Here is a 25,630-nt window from a genome sequence, read left to right as displayed (position 1 = left end):
AGTGGTCGCTCCCGTGAGACGGGATGAATGAGCAAGGACGTCATCGAGGTCCGCGGCGCCGAGGAACACAACCTCAAGGACGTCGACGTCGAGATCCCGCGCGAGGAGTTGACAGTCGTCACCGGCCTCTCTGGGTCGGGCAAGTCCTCGCTCGCCTTCGAGACAGTCTACGCCGAGGGCCAGCGTCGATATATCGAATCGCTGTCGGCCTACGCCCGGAACTTCCTGGGCCAGATGGACAAACCGCAGGTCGAAAACGTCGAAGGGCTCTCGCCGGCGATCAGCATCGACCAGAAGAACGCCGCCAACAACCCCCGTTCGACCGTGGGGACCGTCACTGAACTACACGATTATCTGCGACTCCTCTATGCACGAGTCGGCGTGCCCCACTGTCCGGAGTGTGGCCGGGAGGTCGGCGAGCAATCGGCCCAGAACATGGTCAGTCGGATCCTCGAACTCCCCGAAGGGACGAAGGCCAAACTGGCCGCGCCGATCGTCCGCGACCAGAAGGGGGCCTTCGAGGATCGGTTCGACGACCTCGTGGGCGAGGGATACGCCCGCGTCGAGGTCGACGGCGAGGAGTACGACCTCACGATGAACAGGCCAGAACTGGACGAGAACTACGACCACACGATCGACGTGATCGTCGACCGGGTGAAAGTCGCGCCCGACGCCCGCTCGCGGATCACCGACTCCGTCGAGACCGCCCTCGAAGAGAGCGGCGGCATCCTCAAGGTCATCCTGCCGGATCCGCCCGAAGACGTGGAGCTGGGTGGAGCGACGGCGAGATCGACCGGAGATCTAGCCGGTGCCGGCGACAGCCCCGACCACAGCGATCGCGATCGCCTCGAAGTCGAATTTTCGGAGGATCTGGCGTGCACGCACTGCGGGATCGACATCTCCGAGATCGAGACCCGGAGCTTCTCGTTCAACTCCCCGCACGGGGCCTGCCCGGAGTGTGAGGGGATCGGCGAGACCAAGGAGGTCGACCCCGATCTGGTCGTGACCGATCCCGAAAAGCCACTCAAAGACGTCTTCGAGCCCTGGAGCTACAACCGGACCTACTATTCGCGACAGATCGACAACGTCGCCGAGCACTTCGGCGTCTCCGTCGAGACGCCCTTCGAGGAACTGGACGAGTCGGTTCGCCGGCAGTTCCTCTGGGGCACCGACGACCGGGTCCACTTCCAGTGGACGACCAAGAACGGCACCCGCGAGAAGACCGAGCGCTTCGAGGGCGTCATCCCCAATCTGGAGCGTCGCCACGTCGAGACCGACTCCGACCGGGCCCGCGAGCACATCGAGGAGTACATGGCGACCACCACGTGCCCGGCGTGTGAGGGGACGCGACTGAAAGCCGAATCCCGGGCGGTGCTCGTGAACGGGGTCTCCATCACCGAAGTGAATCAGATGTCGATCGGCGACGCCGTAGCGCACTTCGAGGGCCTGGAAGCCGATCTCGACGAGCGCGACACGAAGATCGCCGAGGAGATCCTCAAGGAGATCCGCGCTCGGCTGGGGTTCATGGAGGAGGTCGGGTTGGACTATCTCACCCTCGACCGGGAGGCCGCGACGCTCTCCGGAGGCGAGAGCCAGCGCATCCGGCTGGCCACCCAGATCGGATCGGGACTGGTGGGTGTGCTGTACGTGCTGGACGAGCCGTCGATCGGCCTGCACCAGCGGGACAACGACCGCCTGCTGGACACGCTGGAGGAACTTCGGGATCTCGGAAACACCCTGCTCGTCGTCGAGCACGACGAGGAGACCTGGCACCGGGCGGACAACATCATCGATATGGGCCCCGGCCCGGGCAAGCGCGGCGGCGAGGTCGTCGCCAACGGCTCGGTCGAGGACGTGATCGACACAGCCGAGAGCGTCACCGGCGAGTACATCGCCGGCGAGCGGTCGATCCCGGTGCCCGAGACCCGCCGGGAGGGCGACGAGACGGTCACGATTCGCGGCGCTCGCCAGCACAATCTCACGGACCTGGACGTGGAGATCCCGCTCGGAACCTTCACCGCAATCACGGGCGTCTCCGGATCGGGCAAGTCCACGCTGATGCACGAGATCCTCTACAAGGGCCTCGTCCGGCGGATGAACGACACCGACGTCAACCCCGGCGAGCACGACGACATCGAGGGGCTCGACGAGATCGAGACCGTCCGACTGATCGACCAGTCGCCCATCGGGCGCACGCCCCGCTCGAACCCCGCGACCTACACGAACGTCTTCGATCACATCCGCGAGCTGTTCGCCGAGACCAAGCTCTCGAAACAGCGGGGCTACGAGAAGGGTCGGTTCTCCTTCAACGTCAAGGGGGGCAGATGTGAGGCCTGCGGCGGACAGGGGCAGGTCAAGATCGACATGAACTTCCTCAGCGACGTCTACGTACCCTGCGAGGAGTGTGGCGGCGACCGCTACAACGACGAGACCCTCGACGTGACCTACAAGGACAAGACCATCTCGGACGTGCTGGAGATGAGCGTCGAGGAGGCCCACGAGTTCTTCGAGAGTCACTCGGGCATCCGACGGCGGCTGAAGCTGCTGAAGGACGTCGGGCTGGGCTACATGCGGCTGGGTCAGCCCTCGACGACCCTCTCAGGCGGCGAGGCCCAGCGGATCAAGCTCGCCGAAGAACTCGGCAAGAAAGACTCCGGTGAGACGCTGTACCTGCTCGACGAACCGACGACTGGCCTGCATCCCGAGGACGAGCGCAAGCTCATCGACGTGTTGCATCGGCTTGCCGAGGACGGCAACACCGTCGTCGTGATCGAGCACGAACTCGATCTGGTGAAGAACGCCGACCACATCATCGACCTCGGCCCCGAGGGCGGCGAGAACGGCGGCGAGGTCGTCACGACCGGCACGCCCGAAGAGGTGGCCCGCGATGAGGACTCATACACCGGCGAGTACCTGCGTGATCTACTGCCGGACATCGAGTTGCAGGGACCGCGCGCGGATCGGGAGATCGCACAGCCAGTCGCCGACGACGACTGACACCTCAACTCTCGCCGCGGTCGGACGCCCGGTGTTCGCTGATGAGGCGGTCGACCATCTGCTGGTTGCGCTCGCGCTTGCGGTCGTCGACCCAGTCGTCCCACTGCTCGATCGCGGCCTCGACCTCGCGCTCGCGAGCGACGGCGAGTTCGTCCACCTCCTGGACAGTCACCTTCTCGGCGTCAGCGACCGGAACCCGCTCGTTGAACAGTACCTCGTCGGACGCATCGGAGAGCCCGCCCTGGCGCAACACCAGCCGGGGTTCGATCTCGGCGAGACGCTCGGCGGTCGAGCGGCCCGCACCGGTTGCGTCCCGGAACATGATCACGTCGCCGCTCGCGAGGCCGAACCGCTCGTCGGCGTCGACGATCGCCTCCGTAGTGAACTTCTCGACGATCTTGACCGGGACCAGCCCTTCCCGTTTCTCGGAGACATCCGCGAAGTTCGAGTGATCGAGCTTCCAGAGGGCCTTCAGCCGTTCGAGTTTCCCCTCCAGTTCCTCGACGCGCTCGCGCTCGTCGCCGAGTTCTCGCTCCAGGCGGTCGTTCTCCCGTTCGAGCCGGGTGACTTCCCGCCGCTTGCGCGCCTCGGTCCGCTGCTCGCTGCGGGCCGCTTTCAGTTTCCGCTCGTATTCGTCGAGTTGCTCGTCTTTCGTGGCGATCGTGTCTTTGAGGTCCTCGGTGTGGGATTCGAGTCGTTCGACGCGTGCCTCGAGCCGCTTGATCTTCTTTTCCTCGGCAGTCAGTTCGCGTGGATCGTGACTCGATTCGGTGTCGGCGTCGTCGCCCTCGTCGTCCTCGCGGGCGGCCAGCGCGCTCTCGACGGAGTGGTCGCCGGCGACGACGTCGGCGACGACCGGGCCGACCTCCCGTTCGGGCGGGACTTTCGTCGCGATCCGGTCGATCTGGTCCTCGTGGTCGTCGTAGGCCGACAGGGCCGCCGCCAGCGCGTCGCGTTCGTGGTCGTTGTCGTAGGCGAGTTCGCGAGTGCGGTGCTGTTTCTCGTCGACCGGCAGATCGGAATCCGGGACCCAGGCCGCAGCGTCGAAGCTCCGTCGCAGTTTCTCGACGGTGTTTGGCATCGGCGTCACGTCCGCGGCGACGACGACCGGGCGGCCGCGCTCGACGATCCACTCCGTGACGGCGGCGGTATCGTCGGTCCGCGTCGAGTAGACGTCCAGCACCGAGCCGTCGAGGCCGACGATCGCGACGGCCGTCGTCGTGCCGGGATCGACGCCGACCAGCACGTGATCGCGGCGCTTTGCCAGCGGCCGGAACTCGATGCCGTCGCGTCGCATCCGTTCGATCTCGATCCGGGTGTCGCCGCTACGGTGCTCGGAAACGGGGATCTCGGCCGGCCGTCCCTCGACCTCGAAGACGGCGTTGGCGTAGCCGCCGTACTTCTCGGTGACGTCCTTCTCGTACTCGAGCCCCGCCGAATCGAGTTCGGACTCGACCTCGCGGGCAGTCGTCTTGACCGCGCCGTGGATCCGGCGGGTGTAGCGGTCTTCCGAGAAGCCGCCACCGCCGCCGGTCGAGCGCCCCCGGGCGACCTTGACCTCGGTCGTGTCGGTGAACGCCGAGACCTCGTAGCCGACGTTCGAAGCCGCCAGCCGGGCGGCGGCCTCGGCCTCGGCCATCGGCTGCTTGTCGTAGGGGACGCCGTGGCGCTTGGCGACACGCGAGAGGGGTTCGGGCTGTTCGTCACCGGTGACCTGCACGAGTTTCGTCTCAGAGGGGAGCTGTCCCAGAAACCGGATCAGCGCGTCCTTGTCGCTGGCCAGTTCGTACATGTTGTCCGTGGCGACGATCCCCGGCCGCTCGTCGTCGATCAGCCGCCGGAGCTTCCGGTGGGAGACGACGTCGCGCTCGATGGACTCGCCGTCGAAGATCACGAGCGCATAGGAAGGGGCGTCCCCGCGGATATCGCCGCTCTGGACGTCCACCCCGAACACGAGCGCGTCGAGGGCACCTGTTCGCGTGCTCACGGCTGTTCGTAGGGGCCTGAATCGACATAAACCCCTTGCGCGTGCCGGAAACCAGCACGGTTTTTGGGAGTCGACGGCGAACAATTCGGTATGTCCCTTCGCAGCACACCGGACGACACCACGGCCGGTGCGGAGCTGCCGGCGGTCGTCCCGTTCGATCTCTCACCGCTGACTCGACTGAGTTGCCAGCTCGGCGAGCGAATCGTGTCCGAGGACGAATCAATACGTCGGGGCGAGTGGACCTACGTCGACGGCACCTGGTCGCTGTCGGTCTTCGAGGTGACCGACTACACCGTGGTACTGCGCGTTCGGACGCCGGTGGGCCGCCAGCGGTTTTACGGTGCAATACAGACCGACATCGAGTCCGTTGAGCCACAGCTCGAGGCCGCCGACGGCTGGCAGCGTCAGCGGTAACGTGGATCGTCCCGGCGCCAGTAACGCTTAGTGGCTACGGGGAGAACAACGACGGGTCATGGAGTACACCACGCTCGGATCGACCGGAATCACAGTGAGTCAAATCGCCCTCGGGTGCATGAGTTTCGGGTCGAGCGACGAGTGGATGCTCGACGACGAGGAAAGCCGCGAACTCATCGAGCGCGCGATCGATCTGGGAATCAACTTCTTCGATACCGCAAACGTCTACTCGAACGGTGAGAGCGAGGAGATTCTCGGGGACGTGCTTGCGGAGTACGACCGCGACGAACAGGTCGTGGCCACGAAGGTCTTCGGCGAGATGGACGAGGGCAACCCGAACTCACAGGGGCTCTCCCGGAAGGCGATCGAACAGGAGCTGTCGAACTCGCTGGACCGCCTGGGGATGGAGACGATCGATCTCTATCAGATCCACCGCTGGGACTACGACACGCCCATCGAGCAGACGCTACGAACGCTCGACGATACCGTCCGCCGCGGGCAGGTCCGACACGTCGGGGCCTCGTCGATGTGGGCCTACCAGTTCGCCGAGGCGCTACACACCAGCGATCGGCTCGGCCTGGAGCGGTTCGCCACGATGCAGAACCTCTACAACCTCGTCTACCGGGAGGAGGAACGCGAGATGCTCCCGCTCTGCGACCGCGAGGGGATCGGCGTCATGCCCTGGAGTCCGCTCGGAGCGGGCTTTCTGACCCGGCCACACGAGGAGTTCGAGGAGACCACGCGGGGCGAACACGAGAGTTCGATCGGTCGTCCCTATCCGGAGGGCGGCGGCCGGGAGATAAACGAGCGCGTCCAGGAACTCGCCGCCGAGAAGGGCGTGACGATGGCCCAGATCGCGCTGGCCTGGCAGTTCCACAAGGACTGGGTAACCGCACCGATCGTCGGCACTTCCAGCATCGACCACCTCGAAGACGCCGTCGAGGCGCTGGAGATCGACCTGACCGACAGCGAGATCGAGTACCTCGAAGCGCCCTACGAGCCGGTGCCGATATCAGGCCACGAGTGATTGCCGCAGTGTCTACTGCCCCCGACGCGACTCGGGAACTGGAACGACGACCCCGAACACCAGTCGATTGGCCCCGAAGCCGATCCCCGTACCGACGAGTACGAGCGCCAGCACCGACAGGACGGGCCGGTAGGTGACCCACAGCCAAATCAGTCCGAGCACGATTGCACCGCCGACGACCGCCGTGAGGTAATCGCCGTTGTATCCGCGGTCGCTCGCGCCGGCGACGGCGGCGGTCGCGACGGCCACGATCGGGACGACCCACCACAAGCTGGCTTCGATACCGACGACGAGCGCGAGCAGTCCGCCGAGCGCTGCGTTCGTCACGCCGGCACCGAGTTCCCTGCGGACGATCGGGTCGAACAGGCGCTGTAGCACACCGGAGGATGGCGGGCCGGCGATTGGAAAAGCTGCCGATCGGCGCGCGTTCGCAGGTATCGGGAACCGGCACAACGGTAACAAGCGCGCAACGACGAGAGAGGGGTATGGACCGAGAGGACACGCCGCGTTCCGGATCGTCGGTGTCCGGGCATTCCGGGGACCCACCAGTCGGTCACCCGGGTGGATCGACAGGCCGTCCCGGTGGATCGTCCGGGCATCCCGGCGGGTCGCCGCCGGGCTCGGGATCGTCCGAAGCGACGGGGCACCCGGGTGGCTCACCGATGGCACGGGACTTCTCGCGGACGCCGCTGATCGTCACCTGGGAACTGACCCAGGCCTGTGGCCTGGAGTGTGACCACTGTCGGGCGGAGGCTCAGCCCGATCGCGACCCCGAGGAACTGACCACCGAGGAGGGCAAGCGGCTCCTCGAGAGCGTCGCGGACTTCGGCCATCCGCCGCCGATTCTCGTCTTTTCGGGCGGCGACCCGCTCGAACGGCCGGACCTGGACGAACTGGTCGATTACGCCACCGAGCTGGGCCTGCCGACAGCGGTGACGCCAGCGCCGACACAGAAGCTCACACGGGAGGTCATCGAGCGGTTCGCCGACGCCGGGATCCACCGGATGGCGCTGAGTCTGGACGGCCCGGACGCCAAGAGCCACGACGACTTCCGCGGGGAGTCGGGCAGCTACGAACGCGTCCGGCAGGCCGCCGAGTGGGCCGACGAGGCCGGGCTGTCCATCCAGATCAACACGACCGTCACCGCGAACACGGCGGCGTCGCTGCCGGCGATCGCCGACCAGGTCGAGGAGCTTGGGGCGGCCATGTGGGAGGTATTCTTCCTCGTGCCGATCGGCCGGGGGGCCGAACTGGCTCAGCTCACGCCGGCCGCGGCCGACGAGTGGATGGCCTGGCTCTATCGGCGCCAGCGCGACGCGCCGTTCCGGCTGATCACCGTCGAAGCCCCCCAGTACCGACGGATCGCCCGCGAGATCGAGGGCGAACCGGTCTCGGTCGGCTCGACCCACGCCGGCTCCGGGTTCGTCTTCGTCAGCCATCGCGGCGAGGTCTACCCCTCTGGCTTTCTCCCCGAATCGGCCGGCAACGTCCGCGAGACGGATCTGGTCGAGTTGTACCGCGACTCGGAGCTGTTCCGGCGGCTGCGCGACACCGGGAAGCGCTCGGGTCGCTGTGGCCAGTGTCCCTACCGGGAGCTGTGTGGCGGCTCCCGGTCGCGTGCGTACGCGGTGACTGGTGATCCACTCGCCAGCGACCCGCTCTGTCCGCTCGTCGGTCGTTAGTCGCCGGCAGGCCGTGGAAGTTCTATTTCGAACGCCGTACCGCCGATGTCGCTGTCCTCGACGCTGATCGACCCGTCGTAGCGCTCGATGAGTTGATCGACGATGTACAGCCCGATCCCCGAGCCGTTGCTGTCGGGCCCGAGTTCACCGCGCTCGAACAGCGAGCCGCGCTGTGGGTCGGGGATCCCCGGACCATCGTCGGCGACTCGGATCGTCACGATCCCGGGATCGGTCTCGACCGTCACGATCACGCGCGGATCGTCGCTGTCGTTGTGCGTGACGGCGTTCGACAGGAGGTTGTGCAACACCGTCGCGAGCAGTTCGTCCGCCTGCACCGCGACGTCCGGCACGGGTTCGGACAGCGAGACCGTCGCCGCGGGATAGCGATCTCTGAGGTTCTCGACCTGCGTGGTGAGGACTTGCTGGAGGGCAATCGGTCGCAGGTCAGCTTCGTCGTCTTCCAGCGCGGAGACGAACGTCCGGAGCCGTTCGGTGATATCGATCGCCTCGCTGGTCGTCCGCTGAAGCCGTTCGAGGGGCTCGGCGCCGTCGTCGTCGACGTAGCGTTCGAGGGCGTCGGCCGTGCCGGCGATGACCTGGAGGTCGTTACCGATGTCGTGGCGGACGATCCGGTTGATCAGCGCCAGCTTCTCGCGTTCGTCGGCCAGTTGCTGGCGTTCGCGCTCGCGTTCGGCGGCGAGCGCGAGCCGGCGAGCGTCGTACCAGCCGACGATCAGGCCGCCGAGGCCGCCGCTCGCGCTGTTGCCGACGACGATGATCTCCGGGTCAGCAAGGGTGACGCCGCCGCTGGCCTCGAAGATGACCAGCGCGAACCCGGTCACTGTCGAGACGCCAGTCCCGATCGCCCACCAGAACCCGACGTGGACGCTCTGCTCGGCAGTCAGCCCACAGCGCCAGATCAACAGGCCGGCGGCGGCCACGGCAGTGGCGAGCGCGAGCGGGAAGACGCCGCCGAAAAACAGTCCGAGCGGGGTCGCAAACCCGGCGAACAGCTGCGCGATGAGAAGGGCCGCCAGCCCGAGTCCAACACCGGTGATAGTCCCGCTGACTCCGATGCGGACGAACCGAGGCGGTAATCGTGTAGCCACTTGCTTGCCGATCGAGTCAGGCGTTGGTCGACGTCGCAACGTACGCGCCGTATGCGATCGATCCCCCTAACCGTTCTGTTTGTGCTGTACTTTGCGTTACGTCTCGCCGGCGTCCGGAAACGGCACGTCGATCGCCTGGCCGTCCTCGGCGACGAACACGCGCTCGCCCTCGAAGATCTCGCTGGCCTCCGCTTCGAGTCGGTCCCCCTGGCCGGCGTAGCGCGTCGAGAGATGCGTCAGCGCGAGTCGCTTCGCGCCGGCCCGATTGGCCAGTTCAGCGGCCTGTTTCGCTGTGGTGTGGCCGGTCTGTCCGGCCCGGTCGCGGCGGTCCTCGGCGAAGGTCGCCTCGTGGATCAGCAGGTCGGCGTCCTCGCTCGCCTCTGTCGCGGCGGCCGTCGGGCGCGTGTCGCCCGTGTACACCACGCGCCGACCCGGTCGCGGGGGGCCGACGACCTCCTCAGGCTGGATCGTCCGTCCGTCGTGTTCGACCGGCTCGCCTGCGTGGAGTTTCGAGTACTTCGGCCCCGGCGAAATGCCGAGTTCCTCCTCGGCTTTCTGTCGGTCGAACCGGCCCTTTCGGTCGTTCTCGACGAGGACGTAGCCGATCGATTTCGTCCGGTGGTCGGTCTCGAACGCCTCGATGGTGTATTCGTCGGTGTCGAGCACCGTGTCGCCGGGACGGATCTGATGGATCCGGAGCGGATAGGTCGGCCGTTCGCCGGTCGCCTCGATCAGCTGTTCGAGCTGACGGCGGGTCCCGTGGGGCGCGTGAATCGCCAGCGGGTCGGTCCGGTCGTTGAAATCCAGCGTCTGCAACAGTCCGGGGATCCCGAGGACGTGATCGCCGTGCAGGTGCGTGACGAAGATGTGAGAGACGTCGAAACCGGTCGAAAAGCGCATCATCTGGCGTTGGGTCCCCTCGCCGCAGTCGAACAGAAACCGCTCGCCCTCCCGGCGCAACAGGACGGCCGAAGGGTTGCGCTCGGTCGTCGGCACGGCCCCGCTGGTCCCCAGAAACGTCACGCGCATCTCGTCGGGCACTCCGGGAGCCGCGAGTAAACCCCCTTCGGATCGCCACAGCGTTTTTACCCGTGGTTGTGTATGTCACACATATGAAGTTCGTCATCGTCGGCTTCGGCCGGGTGGGGAAACGTACTGCACGGATTCTCGGGAGTGAAGACCACGACGTCACGATCGTCGAGATCGACCCGGAGAAAGTCGACCGCGCTCGCGAAGAGGGGTTCGACGTACTAGCGGGCAGCGGCGACGACGAGTCGCTACTCGAGAAGGCGGGCATCGCGACGGCCGATGCGATCGCGGCGCTGACCGGCGATCTCAACGTCAACTTCTCGGCCTGTATGATCGGCAAGCACCACGGCGCCCGGACAGTCATGCGGATCGACGCGGACTACCGCGCCGAGATCTACGACACCTACGCCAGCGAGGTCGACGAGGTGGTCTATCCCGAACGACTCGGCGCGGCCGGTGCCAAGACCGCACTGCTCGGTGGCGATTTCAACGTGCTGGCGGACCTGACCGAGGAACTGTCGGTCGCGACCATCGACGTGCCCGAGGGCGCCGACGTGATCGGCGAGCGCGTCGTCGCGGTCGAGTTGCCCGGGGATGCGCGCATCTACGCACACGGCCGGCGCAACGAACCGATGTCGATCCCGCTGCCGAATACGACGATCGAAGCCGGCGATACCGTCGCTGTCTCGACCGATCCGGAATCGCTCGGCGATATTCGGGCGGCCCTCGGCGCGTAGACAGAAAGGGAAACGAGAGGGGTGGTAGTGGGTGCCCGGGCGCGCGATGAGGATGGGAGGCATACCGAACCGATGTGCGCGCCCACTCCGGTGGTGTCTTCGGGAGCCCATAAATTCACGTCAGACGGACGCAAGACCCCCGGAAGGCGGTCCGAGGGTGACCGGCACGAACACGCTCTGATCGAGTGCCGGAGCCACAACGATTATGATCCCACGCTACGGAGTGTCTAGTACGTGTGGCATGGTACCACCTGCCACTTACGTTCCACGTATGACTACGGACAAACCGGTGCCTGAAACGGACGCGGACGGACGGTACGCTGTGATCGAAACCGGCAGCGGCGAGACGATGATCTACGACCGGGACAACCCCGACGCGTGGGTACAGTCGGACCACGCCGTCGATGTCGGGACGTGACGCCGTCAGTACCGGTTATGTGACCAGTGAAATTCAGGAGTTACGTTTCTCCATGTGCTCCTCGACGGCCGCCCAGAACGGATCCGTACCCGGGTGATCGATAGGCTCGCCGTCGACGATCAAGCCGGAGCCGTCGACGACCCTCCCGACGTCGGCCGCCGGAATTTCTGCCGATTGTAGGGCCGCCAGTACGTCATCGACGCCGTCGGGGTCGACCGTCGCCAGCAGCGTCCCCTCGCTGATGGAGATCCAGGGGTCGATTCCGAAGAAATCACAGGCCTCGCGCACGCCGGGCTGGACCGGCACGCGGTCGCGCTCGATCTCGATCCCGACGCCGGCGGCTCGCCCCATCTCGAAGAGGCCACCGTAGACGCCGCCTTCGGTGGCGTCGTGCATCGCCGTGACTGGGCCGGCCGCGGCCGCCGTCAGGGCGTCTTCGACCGGGCTCATGTCGTAAAACCGGTCTTTCGCGTCCGCGATCGTCTCGGCGTCGAGCTCCCCCTCGAGTAGCGACTCGAACTGGATCGAGAGCAGGCCGGTCGCCTCGATCGCCGGGCCCTTGGTGACGATCACGCGATCGCCGGGGTTCGCGCCATCGGGTCGGACGAGATCCTCGCTGTCGCCGACAGCCATCGACGTGCCGCCACCGACCATCGGGTAGTTACAACCGGCATACCGGGCGGTGTGGCCGGTAACGACCGATACGCCGAGATCGCGCGCTTCCCGATCGAAGGTCTCCCAGACGGTCTCGAACTCCGCGTCGGTGATCTCCGGCGGGAGGTTGAAGTCGACGCTGAGATACGCCGGTTCCAGTCCCGAGACGGCGACGTCGCTGAGCAGGACGTGGAACGCGAACCACGCCGCCCGTTCGAAGCCGACCACGGGCATGATGAACACGGGGTCGGTCGCCATCGCCAGCGTCCGCCCGCCGACCTCGATCGCGCCGAAGTCGACGCCGTGCTGTGGCCCGAGGATCACGTCCTCGCGGTCGGCCCCCAGGTGCGGATAGATCTGCTGGTCGAAAAACTCGCGATTGGCCTTGCCGAGTTCAGGGTCGCCCATTATCGATTGATATCTCCCCGTGGTAGTAAGGCTTGCCGGTCCGGAGCGGCAGTTTCGAGGCGAAGCCTCCGACCTCAGGTCGAGAGAGACCACAGTGATCAACGAAACTTCTGGAACTGAAACGAGGATTCGACCGAAGAAGGTATCTCGACTAATAACTCATAGGCGGAGTGGCCTCAACGCCGGATGTCTGAGGCTTCGTGGTCGACAACGAAGCGCTCGACATTACCGAACGAGCACTGGACTGGTATCGACAGTGCCGTGAAATCGGCTTGATATTCGATACAAGTAATATATTGCTTTATTAACTACTCTAACTATAACTCGGACTCTATCAACAGAGTAGGAGAAATGATTATTCTTTATTTAAATATAGTACTGAAACACCAGATACATATGTCTTCGTTATACTAGTTTTCTCTGAGATGAAATTCCGAAAGAGAGTGAAAGAGAGTGTCTCGATTGGAACTGACAGCATCGCGTTGGGAGCGGTTGTTGCCTTTGGCCTAACGACGCTCCTCGTCTCATCGGCCGGTGGCCTTGCGGGTGGTGTCGCCGCTGCCTACGCCTACGGTTCTATTAGTGCTGGATCAGCGGGCGTCGCTATGGGAGGCCTCGCTGGATTCAGTACGGCTGCCGGCGGTCTCGGTAAACTTGGTCTGGTCGGTGCAGGTGTCGTCGGTGGTGCGATGGTCGTCAGTGGCGTCGGCGCGATGTAAATAAGAAATTCATCACTCCATCCATCGATAATAATGAATCTGAATGCCTCAAAGATAGCAATAGATGGGTCGTTCGCCGCAGCTGCCATCGTCGGATTAGCAATGGTAGCAGTCGGAGTACTCACTCTCACTCGAGAGAATGTTCCGCAAATTGCATATCTGTTACCACTGCTGTTGCTATTTATCTCCGCAATGATACTGTACTTTTCAGAGGGAAAATAGCAATCTATCATACTAAATATAAGTATGATTTTATCAACGGTTTGGAGACTTCTTGTGTGCGCTAAATACAGACTACTAGTCTCTGGAGTGGCATTGGGACTTGGGATACTTACAGGGATTAGCATCGTAAGTTCTGGAACTGAAGGGGTTCCAGAGACTAAGTATTCTCATTTGACCGAGTTTACTCTCACATCCATCTTGTTTAATAACGCTGTAATAGTCATTGTGCTAGTAGTCGGTGGTATAGCGTTCTTAGGGTTCGCAACAATTGGACTTCTGTACATCAACGGATTCATTATAGGAGTATCTATCCTTGGATCGACAAAAGGGACTACGTTGCTCACATCAGTGATGTGGATCGTCCCTCACGGAATGTTCGAAATTGCTGGTTTTATAATTGCTTCAGCAGCAGGTCTAAAATTCCCACTAGATATAATAAGATACCTCAGAAGAGAGCAGACTGTTACAATCGAATACAGCGACATAAGAGATGCTGGCGTACTGACAGCGACTGCTCTGGTTTTAATCTTGATTGGGGCAGTTATTGAAGTGATTGCCACTCCCGCCATTGTAAGAAGTATTTGAGAATTATAGACTCAGTAGAGTGACTACGAAATAGATCCAACTAATATCAAAAATGCAGATAAATCCCGAATTATTCATAGATCCGAACGACTTCTTTGAAAAGTTAGGCGAACCAACGATGGGAAGTTCGGTAAAGATAATTGTCATAGTTGCCGTGACAAATACGATACCAATATTTTACCTTATATATTTGGTATGGAATACATTCCAACCGGGGGTGCTGAAGTTGGCAGTGATGTTTGGGACGGTCTTAGGGGCGATCTCCGGAATCTTTGGCACATTTGTGATTTGGTTCATTACCACATGTGCCATCGTGGCTGTGTCAGGCCTCCTCTTCGATGGCAAAGGGACACTTCGGAAAGCGATGAAGTACATTAGCTGGGGATTTATCCCTGCGATTATCGCGGGTTTACTGTCAAGTTTGCTGATACTTGTTTCACTCCAGGGAGTTGTGATCCCAGAAAGACCCGAAACGATGGCCCAATCCGTAGTTAGAGCCCAGCAAGGTGTCATTACCGTCTTCATCGCAATAATACGAAGTATGTCCCTGATTTGGATGGGGGTACTCTGGACGTTCGGGATCAAGCACGCCCGGAAGATATCAATTCGAGAGGCCGCAGTGTCTGCCGCACCCCCGGTTGTGTTCGGTATTATCTGGATCGTGATGCAGTCGACATAAACAGCACGTTTCGCCGGAATCGCTGACTGTACCGAGCAGTTTGATACTGTCCCACGCGCCTGTCACCAGCAGTGGCGGGCGGTCCCCTTCTTGAACACACGCATAGATCAGCATCGAGAGGATCTGACGCGTCTGATCGATGGTCAGGATTGTGTATCCGTCGTCCAGGTTGTCGCGCTTTTTTTGAAACCGTGTCTGTTCAAGCTTCCTGCGTCCGTTCGCCGGACTGGTAGTACTCCGGCCGGACCGTCTTCCCGAACAGCCCGTTGTCAGGCCCCATCTGACGGAACCCCTAATGAAGTGAACGGGGATAAGCACAGAACGAATCCCACAGCCATTTGAGCGGCCCTCCAGCCCGCGAGAAGAAGCCATGAGCGAAGAGGCCGGGGTAGTTTATCCCAGCGTGATCATGGTGATGCCGGCGACGGCCAGCCCGGCGGCGACCAGCCGGATACGAAACGCCTCCTCCTGCAAAAGGACGCCGCCGAGCAGGACAGCCACGACGGCCTGGGTGTTGACAATCGGCGAGCCGATGCTCGCGGGTAGCAGCTGGAACGCGAGCAACACGAGGTGGTTGGCGACGGCGACAAGCAGGCCCGCAGCGGCGAACTTCGGGAGGTCGCGCCGGGTTTCGGCCGGCCAGGACGCACGAGCCGCAAGCGGCGCGACGAACAGCGTGACGATGAAAAACATCACCGGGAGAAACGTCTGGGGCGGGAGCGCGAGTTCCTGCATCAGGTAGCGCTTGCCCACGTCGACGACGCCGAACGCGGCGGCACTGGCCAGCGCCAGCTGAGCGGCGGTCGTCGTCGCGGCCCGCCGGAACGGTTCGAGTAGCTCTCCGGGTTGGTAGTTGGCGACGTAGACGGCGGCCGTCGCGACGAGGACGCCGCCGAGTTGCAGCGGTGTCAGGTGTTGGCCGAGCAGGAGAATCTCCAGCGGCAAGACGAACACGGGAACGATCTTGCTGATCGGAGCGACGTACGAGACCGCACCGCGCCGGAGCGCTGCCAGAAACGACAGCAGGGCCAGCCCGGTCATCGCTGAGACTCCGAAGATAACGGTGAACAGCCACAGGTCAGCGCCGGCCGGGAGATAGCCACCATCGACGGTAAACGCCGCGACCGGCAGATACCAGACGAACGCCGCCCCTTCGACGAGCACGAGGTACACCGGCGAGGGATACTGCGAGAAGTATCGCTTGATGACGTAGAGATACCCGCCAAGCAGTAGCGCCGACGCGACGGCATACCCGATCCCGAGATTCACACCGGAACTACCGGACCCGGCGACAAGAAGCGTTCGTTCCGGGCCGAACAGCGTCGACCGAAGCTCGGCGGGGGGCTTCGCTCCCTACCGAATGTCGAGTTCGTCGAGTCGTTCCTGGAGGGTCTCCGCGGAGGCGTGGAGTTGCTCGTGTTCCTGGTCGGTCAGATCGTACTCAAGGACCTGGCGGACCCCACGGCGGTTGACGACGGTCGGCAGACTGAGATACACGTCGTCGAGGCCGTGCTGGCCCTGCATGAGCGTCGAGACCGTCAGGATCGCGTCCTCGTCGCGGACGATCGCGTCGATGATCTCGGTCGTCGCCAGCGCGACCGCGTAGTTGGTCGCGCCCTTCTTTTCGATGATCTCGTAGGCGGCGCCCGCCACTTTCTCGGATAGTTCGTCTTTGATGTCCGAGCCACACTCCATCCGGCAGGACGCACAGTAATCGTCGAACGACATGCCGGCGAGGTGGGCACTGCTCCAGACCGGCACCTCGCTGTCGCCGTGCTCGCCGATGACGTACGCGTGGACGTTCTGGGCGGCGACATCACACTGCTGGCTCAGCACCTGTTTGAACCGCGCGGTATCCAGCACCGTCCCCGAGCCGATGATGCGCTCGTGGGGCAGGTTCGAAACGTCCCAGGTGACATACGAGAGGATGTCGACCGGATTGGTCACGACCAGCAGGACCGTCTCGGGGTCGATCCGCTCGGTGATCTGGGGGACCATGTCCTCGAAGATGGCCACGTTGCGTTCAAGCAGTTCCATCCGGGATTCGCCCGGTTTCTGGCTCGCACCCGCGGTGATCACGACCACGTCGGCGTCCCAGCAGTCCTCGTAGTCGCCGACGTATACGTCGACGGGCTCGACGAACGCCCCGCCGTGCGAGAGGTCCATCGCCTCACCCTCGGCTTTCTCTCGGTCGATGTCGATCAGTGCGATCTCCGAGACGGTGCCGCTGTTCATCAGCGCGAACGCCGTCGTCGCGCCGACGTTGCCGGCCCCGACGATGGCGACCTTTCCCTTGATGCTTGTAGTCATTCTTATCAGTCCGTTTCGGTCACGTGATCATAAATCTGCGGACAGGCGACGCGCGGTCGCGCTGTCGAACTAACTCGGACAAAGGCCGTGGTTGGGTGCCTAGCTTGCGAAAGCACAGCCGCCCTGTAGCGGTCGTCCTACGAACGCCACTCGTGACCGCAACGGTTGCACTCGAAGTACCGCCAGTCGGTCCCGCCCGGCACGCGTTCGCGGGCGGTCGTCTCTCGGTCACAACTGCCACACACCGGACAGGCCGTCATCGCCTCTGTGCTGAGGGACATATCTGTCCATATAGACCGGCCGTATATATTCTTTCGGAAGTGAGTAAAGATTTCTGGCATCGGTCGGGTCGGCCGAAACGTCAAGGGTTCCCGCTCTCGAAATCCCGAGTATGACCCGGACGACGTACACCTGTGACGGGTGTGGGACTCAGCTGGACAACGAAAAGGACATCCAGAAAAGCACTGGGACGATCCGCCCGGACTGGCAATGTCGGACCTGTGGGACGACCGTGCCGTCGGTCGTCGCCGAACGGATCAGCCATCAAAAGCAGAACGCGACGGAGTAAAGACCGCTGGCACCCACGGATTGACCGAATGGACGGAAACGAGCGATCGATCGTCGCGTTCGCGAGTTCGGCCCACGCGCTCGTCCACACGTACGAGCTGTCGATCCCGATCTTCGTCGTCGTCTGGTTGCAGGCGTTCGACGCGACGACGGCACAGCTCGGACTGGCGGTCACCGGCGGCTACGCGCTGTTCGGGATCGGCGCGCTGCCGGGCGGGGTGCTGGCCGATCGGTTCGGCTCGCGACGGCTCGTCGCCGGCGGCCTCGCCGGCATGGGGCTGTCGTTTCTGGCGCTGAGTTTCGCGAACGGGCTGGTCGCCGTCGCACTCGCGCTGGCCGGCTGGGGCGTGGCCGCGAGCGTCTACCATCCCGCGGCGTTGTCGCTGCTGTCGACTGGCGTCGAGAACCGCGGCACGGCCTTCGCCTACCACGGGATGGCCGGCAACGCCGGCATCGCGCTCGGGCCGCTCGTCTCCGCACTGCTCCTGATGGCGTTCGACTGGCCGACCGTGGTCCGGCTGCTCGTCGTCCCGGCGGTCGCAGTCGCGGGGTACGCCCTCGTCGTCGAGTTCGACGAGATGGCCGCCGTCGATGCGGGTGTCCGCGGGTCCGACGCCGACGGGCCGGGTCGCGCAGTCTCGCTGTCGTCCGTACTCGCCGACAGCCGGACGCTGTTCACCGCCGGCTTCGTGCTGGCGCTTGCGATCGTGATGGCAAACGGGCTGTTTTACCGTGGAGTACTGACCTTCCTGCCGGAGGTGCTCGGCGGGTTCCTGCCGTCGATCGATCTCGTCGGTGTCTTCGAGGCCGACAGCGATCTGGCTGGTGAGTTCGACACCGCGTCGTATCTCTACGCCGGGCTGTTGCTGGTCGGGATCGGCGGCCAGTACGCCGGCGGGAAACTCTCCGATCGCGTCCCTCCGACGCTGGGGCTCGTCGGAACGTTCACGGCGCTGGTGGTGGTCGCCCTCGCGTTCGTCCCCGCCGCCCGGATGGGGCTAGTTCCCTTGCTCGCCGCCAGCGCGCTGCTGGGCCTGTTCCTGTTCGCGCTCCAGCCGCTCTACCAGGCGACAGTCGCCGTCTACACGCCGGCGGACGGGCGCGGGCTGTCCTACGGCTACACGTATCTGGCCTCCTTCGGCGTCGGCGCGACCGGCGCGACGATCGCCGGCTATCTCCTTTCGGCGCTGGGTACTGGCGGGACCTTCTTCGCGCTTTCGGTGTTTCCGGCGCTCGGGGGCGGGTTCGCGCTGGCACTGTACCGATGGGATCCAGCGTGACCGGCCCGTTGCTCGGAATGCCTCATAGTGACCGTTGTGAGTCTGTTCCAGGTCGATCCCATAAGTGCGGTCGCACCGGTAAATCGTTACAACGGTCACTATCGCCGCCCGGCGGCTTTTTGCGCTCCGGCCCTCTCTAGTGAGTATGCGCGTACTAGTCACTGGGGCAACAGGATTCGTCGGCAGTTCTCTCGTTCCGGCCTTGCTCGACGCCGGCCACGAAGTCGTTGCGATGACTCGCGACGCCGATCGATACGACCCACCGGACGGCGTCGATGTCGTCGAGGGCGACCTCCTAGAGCCGGAGACGCTAGCCGGTGACTTCGACGGTATCGATGCGGCCTACTATCTGGTGCACTCCCTGCAGACGGGCGGGGACTTCGAGGAGCGCGATCGGAGGGCCGCGACCAACTTCTCGGCGGCCGCGAGCGCGGCCGGCGTCGACCGCGTGGTCTACCTGGGCGGCCTGGGCGAGACCGGCGACGACCTCTCGCCGCACCTGCGCTCGCGCCAGGAAGTCGAGCAGTTGCTCGCCCGCGGCAGTTACGACCTGACGACGCTGCGGGCGGCGATCATCGTCGGCGCGGGCAGCGTCAGCTTCCGGATGGTCCGCCAGCTCGTCTCGAAACTCCCGGTCATGGTCGCGCCCCGCTGGGTGTACACCGAGTGTCAGCCCATCGCGATCGCGGACGTCGTCTCGTATCTCGTGGGCGTGCTTGCGGAACCAGCGACCGCCGGCGGGACCTACGAGATCGGCGGTCCCGAAGTACTGACCTACAAGGAGATGCTCGTCCGGACGGGCGAGGCGATGGGCACGCGGCCGCTGATCGTTCCGGTCCCGGTGCTGTCGCCGAAACTCTCCTCGTACTGGGTTGATCTGGTGACCGACATCCCCAGATCGATCTCCCATCCGCTGATCCTCGGACTGAAGAACCCGGTCGTCGTGACCGACGACAGCATCGACCGGCACGTCACCGTCGAGCGGACACCGTTCCAGCAGGCCGTCGAGCGCGCGCTGGCGGAGGAGTCGGCGTGAACGACGGCGAATCTCCGTCCAGGACACCGTCGCGCAACGCCACGCCGGCCGATGCGGCCGACGGTCGACGGGACGTTCCGGCGGATCGCGAAGACCGGTGGGTCTACGAGAGCATCGTCGGCGCGATCCCGGGCGTGGAGTTCTCCCGGACGCAGGCGATGGGCATACAACTCGCGCTGTTCGGGATCGGCGTGGTCGTGCTCGGAGGAGCGACCGATCGCTGGGCGGCCGTACCTACCGGGCTGGCCGCAGTCGCCGTCGTCTCGGCCGGGAGCGTCCTCATGCTGACGCTCGGCCGGCGCATTCGGGGGCTCGGCGTGCCACGGCGGTACACCCACGCGCTGTTCGGCTCGCGAATCGAGATCGTGCTGGGCGTGTTCTCCTACGTCGGGTTGATCACGTACCTGTTCGTGGCCGAGCCGCGCGAGGCCGGCCAGCCGCTGTTGGAGGGGCTGCTCGGGCCGGAACCGTCGCTATTCGCGGTGTATTTCACCCTGCTCGTGCTGTGGGACGTCTGCTATCGGATCGGCACGGGCTGGTGGGCCAGCGTCGTCGGGCTGTGGCGGTCGGTCCTGTTCGCCGATCGGTTCGATCGCCCGACCAGACGTGCCCTGATCAAAGTCGATCTCGTCACGATTGGGTTCGCCGCCGTCCAACTCGTGCTGTTGCCGTTTCTGGGCGGACAGCGACTCCTGCAGTTGCTCGTTGCCGGTCACGTCCTCGCAGTAACGGTGGTGTCGGGCCTCTCGGTGCTGGTGCTGTGGCGCGGCTAGCCCTGTGCGAACGCCTGCAGTTCCTCGCCGGGAACGAATCCCTCGGCGATTCGGTCGGCCGGTTCACCGTCCTGGAACCTGACGAACGTCGGAACGCTCGCGATCTCGTATTCGTCGATCAGCGGCGGATCGTTTCGGGGGTTGATCATCCCGACGACGACGCCCTCGCGAGCGACGCCGCCGAGGACAGGCTCCATCGACGCACAGATGCCACAGCCGTCGGTGTAGAACTCGACGAGCACGTCCTCGTAGGTGTCGACGAACGCCGCCAATTCCTCTCCGTCGGCCAGGTTGACGGGGCGCCCGGGCGGCTGTTCCGGATCAAATGTAGCACTCATTACTAACCGAAACGGGCTCGAGAGTCCTTAGTGCTGCGGTCTCTACAGGCGGAGCAGGCCGAGGCGGTTCACCGAATCGGAAGGTTCTTTTTTGTCACTTACTGATCGGTTAGTCAGGAATGGACGCTTCGACCGGGGACCCGGCGGGGGAGATCAGCGAGACGCGACGGGAGTTGCTCGAAGCTACCCGCGATGCGATGTGCAAACACGGCTTTGCGGACCTGACGATGCAGGCCATCGCCGACGAGTCCGAGAAGAGCAAGGCGGCCCTGCACTATCATTTCGATACGAAGGCGGAACTGCTCGCCGAGACGCTGTCGTACCTGCTCGCTGAGTTCATCGAGCAGGTCGATACCGGGCCGGACGGCGATCCGGAGGCGCGACTGCAGGCGCTGACGGAGGCCCAGCTGTTCGGCCCCAACGGCCGGGACGGCGACTCCAGCGGCCACTGGGAGTATCACTCCATGCTGATCGAGATTCAGTCGCACGCCCCCCACAACGAGACGTTCAAGGGGCAGTTCACGACCAACTACGATCACGTCCGGCAGCTGTACGCCGAGATCATCGAGGACGGTATCGAGCAGGGCGTCTTCGAACCGGTCGATCCCGAGGGGACCGCCGCGCACATCATGGCCGTCATCAAGGGCGCGCGCGTCCACCACGTCACGACCGACCGCGACGACATCGCCGAGACCGTCCACGAGACGCTGCAGGAACAGGTGTTCGACTCGCTGCGTTCCTGACAGTCTGTTTTCCGTCCACTCACCCGAGCGCGACGTCGAGATACAGCATCAGGACCACGCCGACCATCAGTCCGAGCGTCGCGACCCGTTCGTACCCCCGGGTGTGCGTTTCGGGAACGATCTCGTCGCTGATGACGAACAGCATCGCGCCGGCGGCGAAGCCCATCGCGTAGGGAAGGAGCGGTTCGAAGACGACGACTGCGGCCGCCCCGGCCACCGCGAGCGGGACTTCGACGACGCCGGCCCGGATCCCCGCGAAGATCGCGTACGCGCGCCGGTCGAGGCCGGCGTTGATCGCCGCGACCGAGACGGCAAGCCCCTCCGGAACGTTCTGGATGCCGATCGCGACCATCAGCGGCAGGGCGTCCGCGACGTTTCCCGACCCGAATCCGACCCCGACGGCCAGCCCTTCGGGCATGTTGTGCAGCGTGATCGCGAGGATGAACAGGACGACCGACGCAACGCGTGGATCGTCGACGGAGGGGACGGTCTCGCCCGGCCCGGCCGCGTCGCTACGCTTGCGACCGGTGAGCAAGTAGTGGGCGTGTGGCACGATCACGTCGCTCCGGTCGAGCGCGAGCGCACCCAGCAACACCCCAAAGAGGACCGGCAGAGGCTGGATCAGTCCCTCGGCAGCCACGCCGGGGACGACGACCTCGGTCGCCTCGATCCCGGGCAGGATCAGGCTCGTGAACGCGGCAGCCATCATGACGCCCGCTGCGAACCCCAGTGCCGCGTCCAGGGTTCGCTCGCTGGGATCGCGCCAGACGAGTATCAGCGACGCCCCCAGGAGGTTCATCGTCGCGATGAAGAGTCCCCCCACGAGCCCGTGGACGATGACGTTCGTCCCGAAGAGATCGGTAAAGGCGGTTGCGACGCTCATACCGACCGCCACCGGTTCGCCCCATGATATCGACGATCCGTCCACGTGAGTCGCTCGCGCATTCGTTACTGGTGACTTCTGAGAGTGGCCGTATGAAACTACGTATCCCGCTGCTGACAACACAGGTGGACATCACCGGTCGCTCTCTCAGCGATACGGGGGAACTTAGCCAGATATAACATAATTGTTTATTATGGTTGGCGCTGAACTATCAGACGGTGAGATACCCAATGAAAGCATTTGTCATGGAAGACGTCGGCGAGACGGCAGTCGTCGAGAAAGAGCGGCCGGAGGCCGGGCCGATGGACGCGATCATCAAGCCCACAGTCGGACTGGTCTGTACCTCGGACGTACACACCGTCCACGGCGCGATCGGCGAGCGAGAGAACCTCACACTGGGTCACGAAGTCGTCGGCGTCGTCGAGGAGGTCGGCGAGGCGGTCGAGGACTTCGAGCCCGGCGACCGCGTCGCGGTCGGCGCGATCACGCCCGACTGGAACTCCGAGGCGGCCCAGGACGGGCATCCCTCCCAGTCGAACGGTGCGCTGGGCGGCTGGAAGTTCGCCAACGTCAAGGACGGCACGTTCGCCGAGTACGCACACATCAACGACGCTGACGGCAACCTCGCGCACATTCCCGACGGCGTCACCGACCACGAGGCCGTCTACACGGCCGACATGCTCTCGACGGGCTTCGCCGGCGCGGAAAACGCCGACATCCCGATGGGCGGGACAGTCGCGGTCTTCGCGCAGGGGCCTGTCGGGATGATGGCGACGAAAGGCGCGGAACTCCAGGGTGCCGGGCGGATCATCGCCGTCGAGACTGTCGAGAACCGGAAGGAGCTGGCTCGCGAGTACGGAGCCACCGACATCGTCGACTTCCAGGACGGCGATCCGGTCGAGCAGATCATGGAGCTGACCGACGGCGAGGGCGTCGACGCCTCGATCGAGGCGCTCGGGGCCGACGAGACCTTCCAGGACTGCATCCGGGCGACAAAGCCGGGCGGCACGTTCTCGAACGTCGGCTATCACGGCGAGGGCGAGTTCCGCCACGTCCCCCGCGAGGAGTGGGGCGTCGGGATGGCCGAGATCGACATCGTCACCGACCTCTGTCCCGGCGGACGCCTGCGCATCAGGCGGCTGCTGAACCTCCTCGAACAGGGGAAGGTCGACCCGACGAAGATGACGACCCACGAGTTCGATTTCGAAGACATCGAGACGGCCTTCGAGATGATGGACACCAAAGAGGACGACATCATCAAGCCGCTGATCCACTTCGACTGATCGGCGCAGCACCGTCCCGTTTTTTTGTCGTTGTAGCGGCTGAGTGTATCAACTCCTGTCGCTCGTCTCGGTCGAGTACGCCGGCACGTCTACCGCCGTCACAGGAGATTGATCGCCCAGCGGATCACCGCGAGCACGAGCAACGCAGCACCTTCCAGCCGGGTCAACTGTCGGCCAGTCCACAGCAGCGCGACGACCAGCAGGACCGTTCCGAACAGCCAGATGACGCTCCGGGGGGCTTCCGGCGAGACCGAGAGCGGGCCCAGCAACCCGGCGATACCGAGCACACCCAGGATGTTGAAGAGGTCGCTTCCGAGGAGGCTGCCGACCGAGAGCCCGGAGTGGCCCCGTCTGGCGGCGACCAGCGCGGTCACCAGCTCCGGCGTCGACGTTCCGGCGGCGACGACGGTGACGCCGATTGCCCACTCGGAGACGCCCGCGGCCGCCGCGATAGCCGAGGCACTGGCGACCAGCAGCCGGGCGCTCCCGACGACCAGGACGAGACCGACGAGGAGGCGAGCGGCGTCGGCCAGCGGCCGCGTCGGCTCGGCCGGTTCGGCGACGGTCTCGATCGAACCGCCGCGGACCACGATCGACAGGTAGGCCAACAGTCCCAGCAGGAACAATCCCCCTTCCAGTCGGGTGAACCGGCCGTCCTGGATCAGGACGAGCAGCGCGACGGCGGCCAGCGCGAGCGCGACACCGTCCCGACGAACGAACCGGCGCGTCCGGTCGAGCGTCCCGAGCAGCGCCGTCATGCCGAGGACGAACCCGAGGTTGAACACGTTCGAGCCGACGACGTTGCCGACGGCGATATCCCCGCGACCGGCCAGCGCCGCTTCGGTAGTGACGGCGAACTCCGGCATCGAGGTCCCGAACGCGACGACAGTCAGCCCGACGACGAGGCGACTGACGCCCAGCCGCGTCGCCAGCGCCGACGCGCCATCGACCAGCAATCGGGCACCGATCCAGAGCCCGCCGATCGTCGCGGCGATCACGACGGCGTCGATCGAGAGACTGGCCATCGTCGATCACTTGGTCCGGCCACGCCGAAAGATCCACTGTTTCGAACCCAGTAGTACCACTGATGACTGACTGGGACGTGTATCTCGTCACGCAGGGCAGCCTCTCGAAGGAGCGGAGCACACGCGAGATAGTGCAGGCCGCCATCGACGGCGGCGTCGGCGTCGTCCAGCTCCGGGAGAAAGACATGTCCGCCCGCGAGCGCTACGAACTCGGCCTGGATCTCCGGGAGATGACGCGCGAGGCCGACGTGCCGCTGATCGTCAACGATCGCGTCGACATCGCGGGGGCGATCGACGCCGACGGCGTCCACCTGGGTGACGCGGATCTCCCCATCGAAGTCGCCCGGGAGTCGCTCGGCGAGGACGCCATCGTCGGCCGCTCGGTGTCGTTCGTCGAGGACGCCCGCGAGGCCCAGCGGGCGGGCGCGGACTACCTGGGCGTCGGCGCGATCTACGCGACCGGCTCGAAAGACGACATCGACGAGGAGGAGTACGCGATCGGGCTCGATCGCCTGGAGTCGATCGTCGAGGCCGTCGACATCCCGGTCGTGGGCATCGGCGGCGTCGACGCGAGCAACGCCGGCGACGTGGCGGCGGCCGGCGCGGACGGTGTGGCGGTCATCACGGCCATCACGGGGGCGGCCGATCCCGAGTCGGCGACACGGCGACTGGGTGCGGCCGTGCAAGCAGGGCGAACTGACGGATAGATCGCCGTAACGCACAAG

At 64.5% G+C, this 25,630-nt stretch carries 26 protein-coding genes and 1 pseudogene; 15 read left to right on the top strand and 12 right to left on the bottom strand.

Annotated features, from left to right (window positions below):
* Window positions 1–27 precede the first annotated feature (27 nt).
* Window positions 28–2,997, top strand: a complete 2,970-nt coding sequence (gene uvrA / locus HSEST_RS00315; protein ID WP_229121586.1) for an excinuclease ABC subunit UvrA — start codon at window positions 28–30, stop codon at window positions 2,995–2,997.
* A gap of 4 nt (window positions 2,998–3,001) precedes the next feature.
* Here the strand turns inward: uvrA and HSEST_RS00310 are convergent, their stop codons facing one another.
* The gene (locus HSEST_RS00310) at window positions 3,002–4,984 is read right to left on the bottom strand and encodes a DUF460 domain-containing protein (RefSeq protein ID WP_229121585.1); all 1,983 of its coding nucleotides are present in this window, start codon (window positions 4,982–4,984) and stop codon (window positions 3,002–3,004) included.
* A 90-nt stretch (window positions 4,985–5,074) separates the two neighbouring features.
* Here HSEST_RS00310 and HSEST_RS00305 point away from each other — a divergent pair, with 90 nt between their 5' ends.
* Window positions 5,075–5,398, top strand: a complete 324-nt coding sequence (locus HSEST_RS00305; protein WP_229121584.1) for a hypothetical protein — start codon at window positions 5,075–5,077, stop codon at window positions 5,396–5,398.
* 58 nt (window positions 5,399–5,456) lie between these two features.
* Complete coding sequence (locus HSEST_RS00300; RefSeq protein WP_229121583.1) at window positions 5,457–6,425, top strand: aldo/keto reductase; 969 nt, start codon at window positions 5,457–5,459, stop codon at window positions 6,423–6,425.
* A 12-nt stretch (window positions 6,426–6,437) separates the two neighbouring features.
* Here HSEST_RS00300 and HSEST_RS00295 read toward each other — a convergent pair whose 3' ends face one another.
* On the bottom strand, window positions 6,438–6,803 hold the full coding sequence (locus HSEST_RS00295; protein WP_229121582.1) for a hypothetical protein: 366 nt from the start codon (window positions 6,801–6,803) through the stop codon (window positions 6,438–6,440).
* A 284-nt stretch (window positions 6,804–7,087) separates the two neighbouring features.
* Between HSEST_RS00295 and HSEST_RS00290 the strand changes: the two genes are divergently transcribed.
* Window positions 7,088–8,107 carry a radical SAM protein gene (locus tag HSEST_RS00290; protein ID WP_229121581.1) on the top strand — a complete coding sequence of 340 codons (1,020 nt, stop codon included), beginning with the start codon at window positions 7,088–7,090 and terminating at the stop codon, window positions 8,105–8,107.
* On the opposite strand, the gene HSEST_RS00285 is transcribed toward HSEST_RS00290, so the two are convergent.
* Both HSEST_RS00285 and rnz read right to left on the bottom strand, forming a co-directional pair.
* Window positions 8,104–9,216 (bottom strand): sensor histidine kinase, encoded by a 1,113-nt coding sequence (locus HSEST_RS00285; protein ID WP_229121580.1) that lies wholly within the window; start codon window positions 9,214–9,216, stop codon window positions 8,104–8,106. The two genes, HSEST_RS00290 and HSEST_RS00285, sit on opposite strands and share 4 nt — an antisense overlap.
* Before the next feature lie 96 nt (window positions 9,217–9,312).
* Window positions 9,313–10,245, bottom strand: a complete 933-nt coding sequence (rnz, locus tag HSEST_RS00280; RefSeq protein WP_229121579.1) for a ribonuclease Z — start codon at window positions 10,243–10,245, stop codon at window positions 9,313–9,315.
* Between the two features lie 83 nt (window positions 10,246–10,328).
* On the opposite strand from rnz, the gene HSEST_RS00275 reads away from it, so the two are divergent.
* Window positions 10,329–10,982 (top strand): potassium channel family protein, encoded by a 654-nt coding sequence (locus HSEST_RS00275; RefSeq protein WP_229121578.1) that lies wholly within the window; start codon window positions 10,329–10,331, stop codon window positions 10,980–10,982.
* A gap of 271 nt (window positions 10,983–11,253) precedes the next feature.
* The gene (locus HSEST_RS00270) at window positions 11,254–11,400 is read left to right on the top strand and encodes a DUF7331 family protein (protein WP_229121577.1); all 147 of its coding nucleotides are present in this window, start codon (window positions 11,254–11,256) and stop codon (window positions 11,398–11,400) included.
* A 33-nt stretch (window positions 11,401–11,433) separates the two neighbouring features.
* Here the strand turns inward: HSEST_RS00270 and HSEST_RS00265 are convergent, their stop codons facing one another.
* Entirely contained in the window at window positions 11,434–12,462 is a 1,029-nt protein-coding gene (locus tag HSEST_RS00265) for an AIR synthase family protein (protein ID WP_229121576.1), read from the bottom strand.
* Window positions 12,463–13,427: 965 nt separating this feature from the next.
* Between HSEST_RS00265 and HSEST_RS00260 the strand changes: the two genes are divergently transcribed.
* Together HSEST_RS00260 and HSEST_RS00255 are read left to right on the top strand one after the other, a co-directional pair.
* Window positions 13,428–13,988, top strand: a complete 561-nt coding sequence (locus HSEST_RS00260; RefSeq protein ID WP_229121575.1) for a stage II sporulation protein M — start codon at window positions 13,428–13,430, stop codon at window positions 13,986–13,988.
* 52 nt (window positions 13,989–14,040) lie between these two features.
* The gene (locus HSEST_RS00255) at window positions 14,041–14,667 is read left to right on the top strand and encodes a YIP1 family protein (protein WP_229121574.1); all 627 of its coding nucleotides are present in this window, start codon (window positions 14,041–14,043) and stop codon (window positions 14,665–14,667) included.
* Here the strand turns inward: HSEST_RS00255 and HSEST_RS00250 are convergent.
* From HSEST_RS00250 to HSEST_RS00235, 4 genes and pseudogenes are all read right to left on the bottom strand, one after another.
* Window positions 14,635–14,953: pseudogene (locus HSEST_RS00250) on the bottom strand (IS630 family transposase); the annotation flags it as partial. The gene HSEST_RS00255 and the pseudogene HSEST_RS00250 sit on opposite strands and share 33 nt — an antisense overlap.
* A gap of 107 nt (window positions 14,954–15,060) precedes the next feature.
* Entirely contained in the window at window positions 15,061–15,936 is an 876-nt protein-coding gene (locus tag HSEST_RS00245) for an EamA family transporter (RefSeq protein ID WP_229121573.1), read from the bottom strand.
* Window positions 15,937–16,020: 84 nt separating this feature from the next.
* Window positions 16,021–16,977 (bottom strand): L-lactate dehydrogenase, encoded by a 957-nt coding sequence (locus tag HSEST_RS00240; RefSeq protein WP_229121572.1) that lies wholly within the window; start codon window positions 16,975–16,977, stop codon window positions 16,021–16,023.
* Between the two features lie 137 nt (window positions 16,978–17,114).
* Window positions 17,115–17,258: a hypothetical protein gene (locus tag HSEST_RS00235; RefSeq protein WP_229121571.1), complete on the bottom strand. Its 144-nt coding sequence runs from the start codon at window positions 17,256–17,258 to the stop codon at window positions 17,115–17,117.
* A 110-nt stretch (window positions 17,259–17,368) separates the two neighbouring features.
* Here HSEST_RS00235 and HSEST_RS00230 point away from each other — a divergent pair, with 110 nt between their 5' ends.
* The 4 genes from HSEST_RS00230 (at window position 17,369) to HSEST_RS00215 (ending at window position 20,633) form a co-directional block, all read left to right on the top strand.
* Window positions 17,369–17,545 (top strand): hypothetical protein, encoded by a 177-nt coding sequence (locus HSEST_RS00230; RefSeq protein ID WP_229110481.1) that lies wholly within the window; start codon window positions 17,369–17,371, stop codon window positions 17,543–17,545.
* A gap of 28 nt (window positions 17,546–17,573) precedes the next feature.
* Window positions 17,574–18,824 carry an MFS transporter gene (locus HSEST_RS00225; RefSeq protein ID WP_229121570.1) on the top strand — a complete coding sequence of 417 codons (1,251 nt, stop codon included), beginning with the start codon at window positions 17,574–17,576 and terminating at the stop codon, window positions 18,822–18,824.
* A gap of 145 nt (window positions 18,825–18,969) precedes the next feature.
* On the top strand, window positions 18,970–19,860 hold the full coding sequence (locus tag HSEST_RS00220; protein ID WP_229121569.1) for an NAD(P)H-binding protein: 891 nt from the start codon (window positions 18,970–18,972) through the stop codon (window positions 19,858–19,860).
* Window positions 19,857–20,633, top strand: a complete 777-nt coding sequence (locus tag HSEST_RS00215) for a DUF7530 family protein (RefSeq protein WP_229121568.1) — start codon at window positions 19,857–19,859, stop codon at window positions 20,631–20,633. The genes HSEST_RS00220 and HSEST_RS00215 overlap by 4 nt, the downstream gene beginning before the upstream one ends.
* Here the strand turns inward: HSEST_RS00215 and HSEST_RS00210 are convergent.
* Window positions 20,630–20,971 carry a thioredoxin family protein gene (locus HSEST_RS00210; RefSeq protein WP_229121567.1) on the bottom strand — a complete coding sequence of 114 codons (342 nt, stop codon included), beginning with the start codon at window positions 20,969–20,971 and terminating at the stop codon, window positions 20,630–20,632. The genes HSEST_RS00215 and HSEST_RS00210 overlap by 4 nt on opposite strands.
* 119 nt (window positions 20,972–21,090) lie before the next feature.
* Between HSEST_RS00210 and HSEST_RS00205 the strand changes: the two genes are divergently transcribed.
* Entirely contained in the window at window positions 21,091–21,714 is a 624-nt protein-coding gene (locus HSEST_RS00205) for a TetR/AcrR family transcriptional regulator (RefSeq protein WP_229121566.1), read from the top strand.
* A 19-nt stretch (window positions 21,715–21,733) separates the two neighbouring features.
* Here HSEST_RS00205 and HSEST_RS00200 read toward each other — a convergent pair whose 3' ends face one another.
* A complete protein-coding gene (locus tag HSEST_RS00200; RefSeq protein ID WP_229121565.1) occupies window positions 21,734–22,597 on the bottom strand; it encodes a ZIP family metal transporter in 864 nt (287 codons plus the stop codon).
* 230 nt (window positions 22,598–22,827) lie between these two features.
* On the opposite strand from HSEST_RS00200, the gene HSEST_RS00195 reads away from it, so the two are divergent.
* Window positions 22,828–23,880 (top strand): NAD(P)-dependent alcohol dehydrogenase, encoded by a 1,053-nt coding sequence (locus tag HSEST_RS00195; RefSeq protein ID WP_229121564.1) that lies wholly within the window; start codon window positions 22,828–22,830, stop codon window positions 23,878–23,880.
* Between the two features lie 98 nt (window positions 23,881–23,978).
* Here the strand turns inward: HSEST_RS00195 and HSEST_RS00190 are convergent, their stop codons facing one another.
* Window positions 23,979–24,905: a calcium/sodium antiporter gene (locus HSEST_RS00190; RefSeq protein ID WP_229121563.1), complete on the bottom strand. Its 927-nt coding sequence runs from the start codon at window positions 24,903–24,905 to the stop codon at window positions 23,979–23,981.
* A 62-nt stretch (window positions 24,906–24,967) separates the two neighbouring features.
* Here HSEST_RS00190 and thiE point away from each other — a divergent pair, with 62 nt between their 5' ends.
* Window positions 24,968–25,612 carry a thiamine phosphate synthase gene (gene thiE / locus HSEST_RS00185; RefSeq protein WP_229121562.1) on the top strand — a complete coding sequence of 215 codons (645 nt, stop codon included), beginning with the start codon at window positions 24,968–24,970 and terminating at the stop codon, window positions 25,610–25,612.
* The last annotated feature ends 18 nt before the right edge of the window (window positions 25,613–25,630 follow it).

The sequence above is a fragment of the Halapricum desulfuricans genome, assembly GCF_017094465.1.
GTDB lineage: Archaea > Halobacteriota > Halobacteria > Halobacteriales > Haloarculaceae > Halapricum.
Note: the sequence above shows the minus strand (reverse complement) of the source record. Positions and strands in the feature narration are given on the sequence as shown.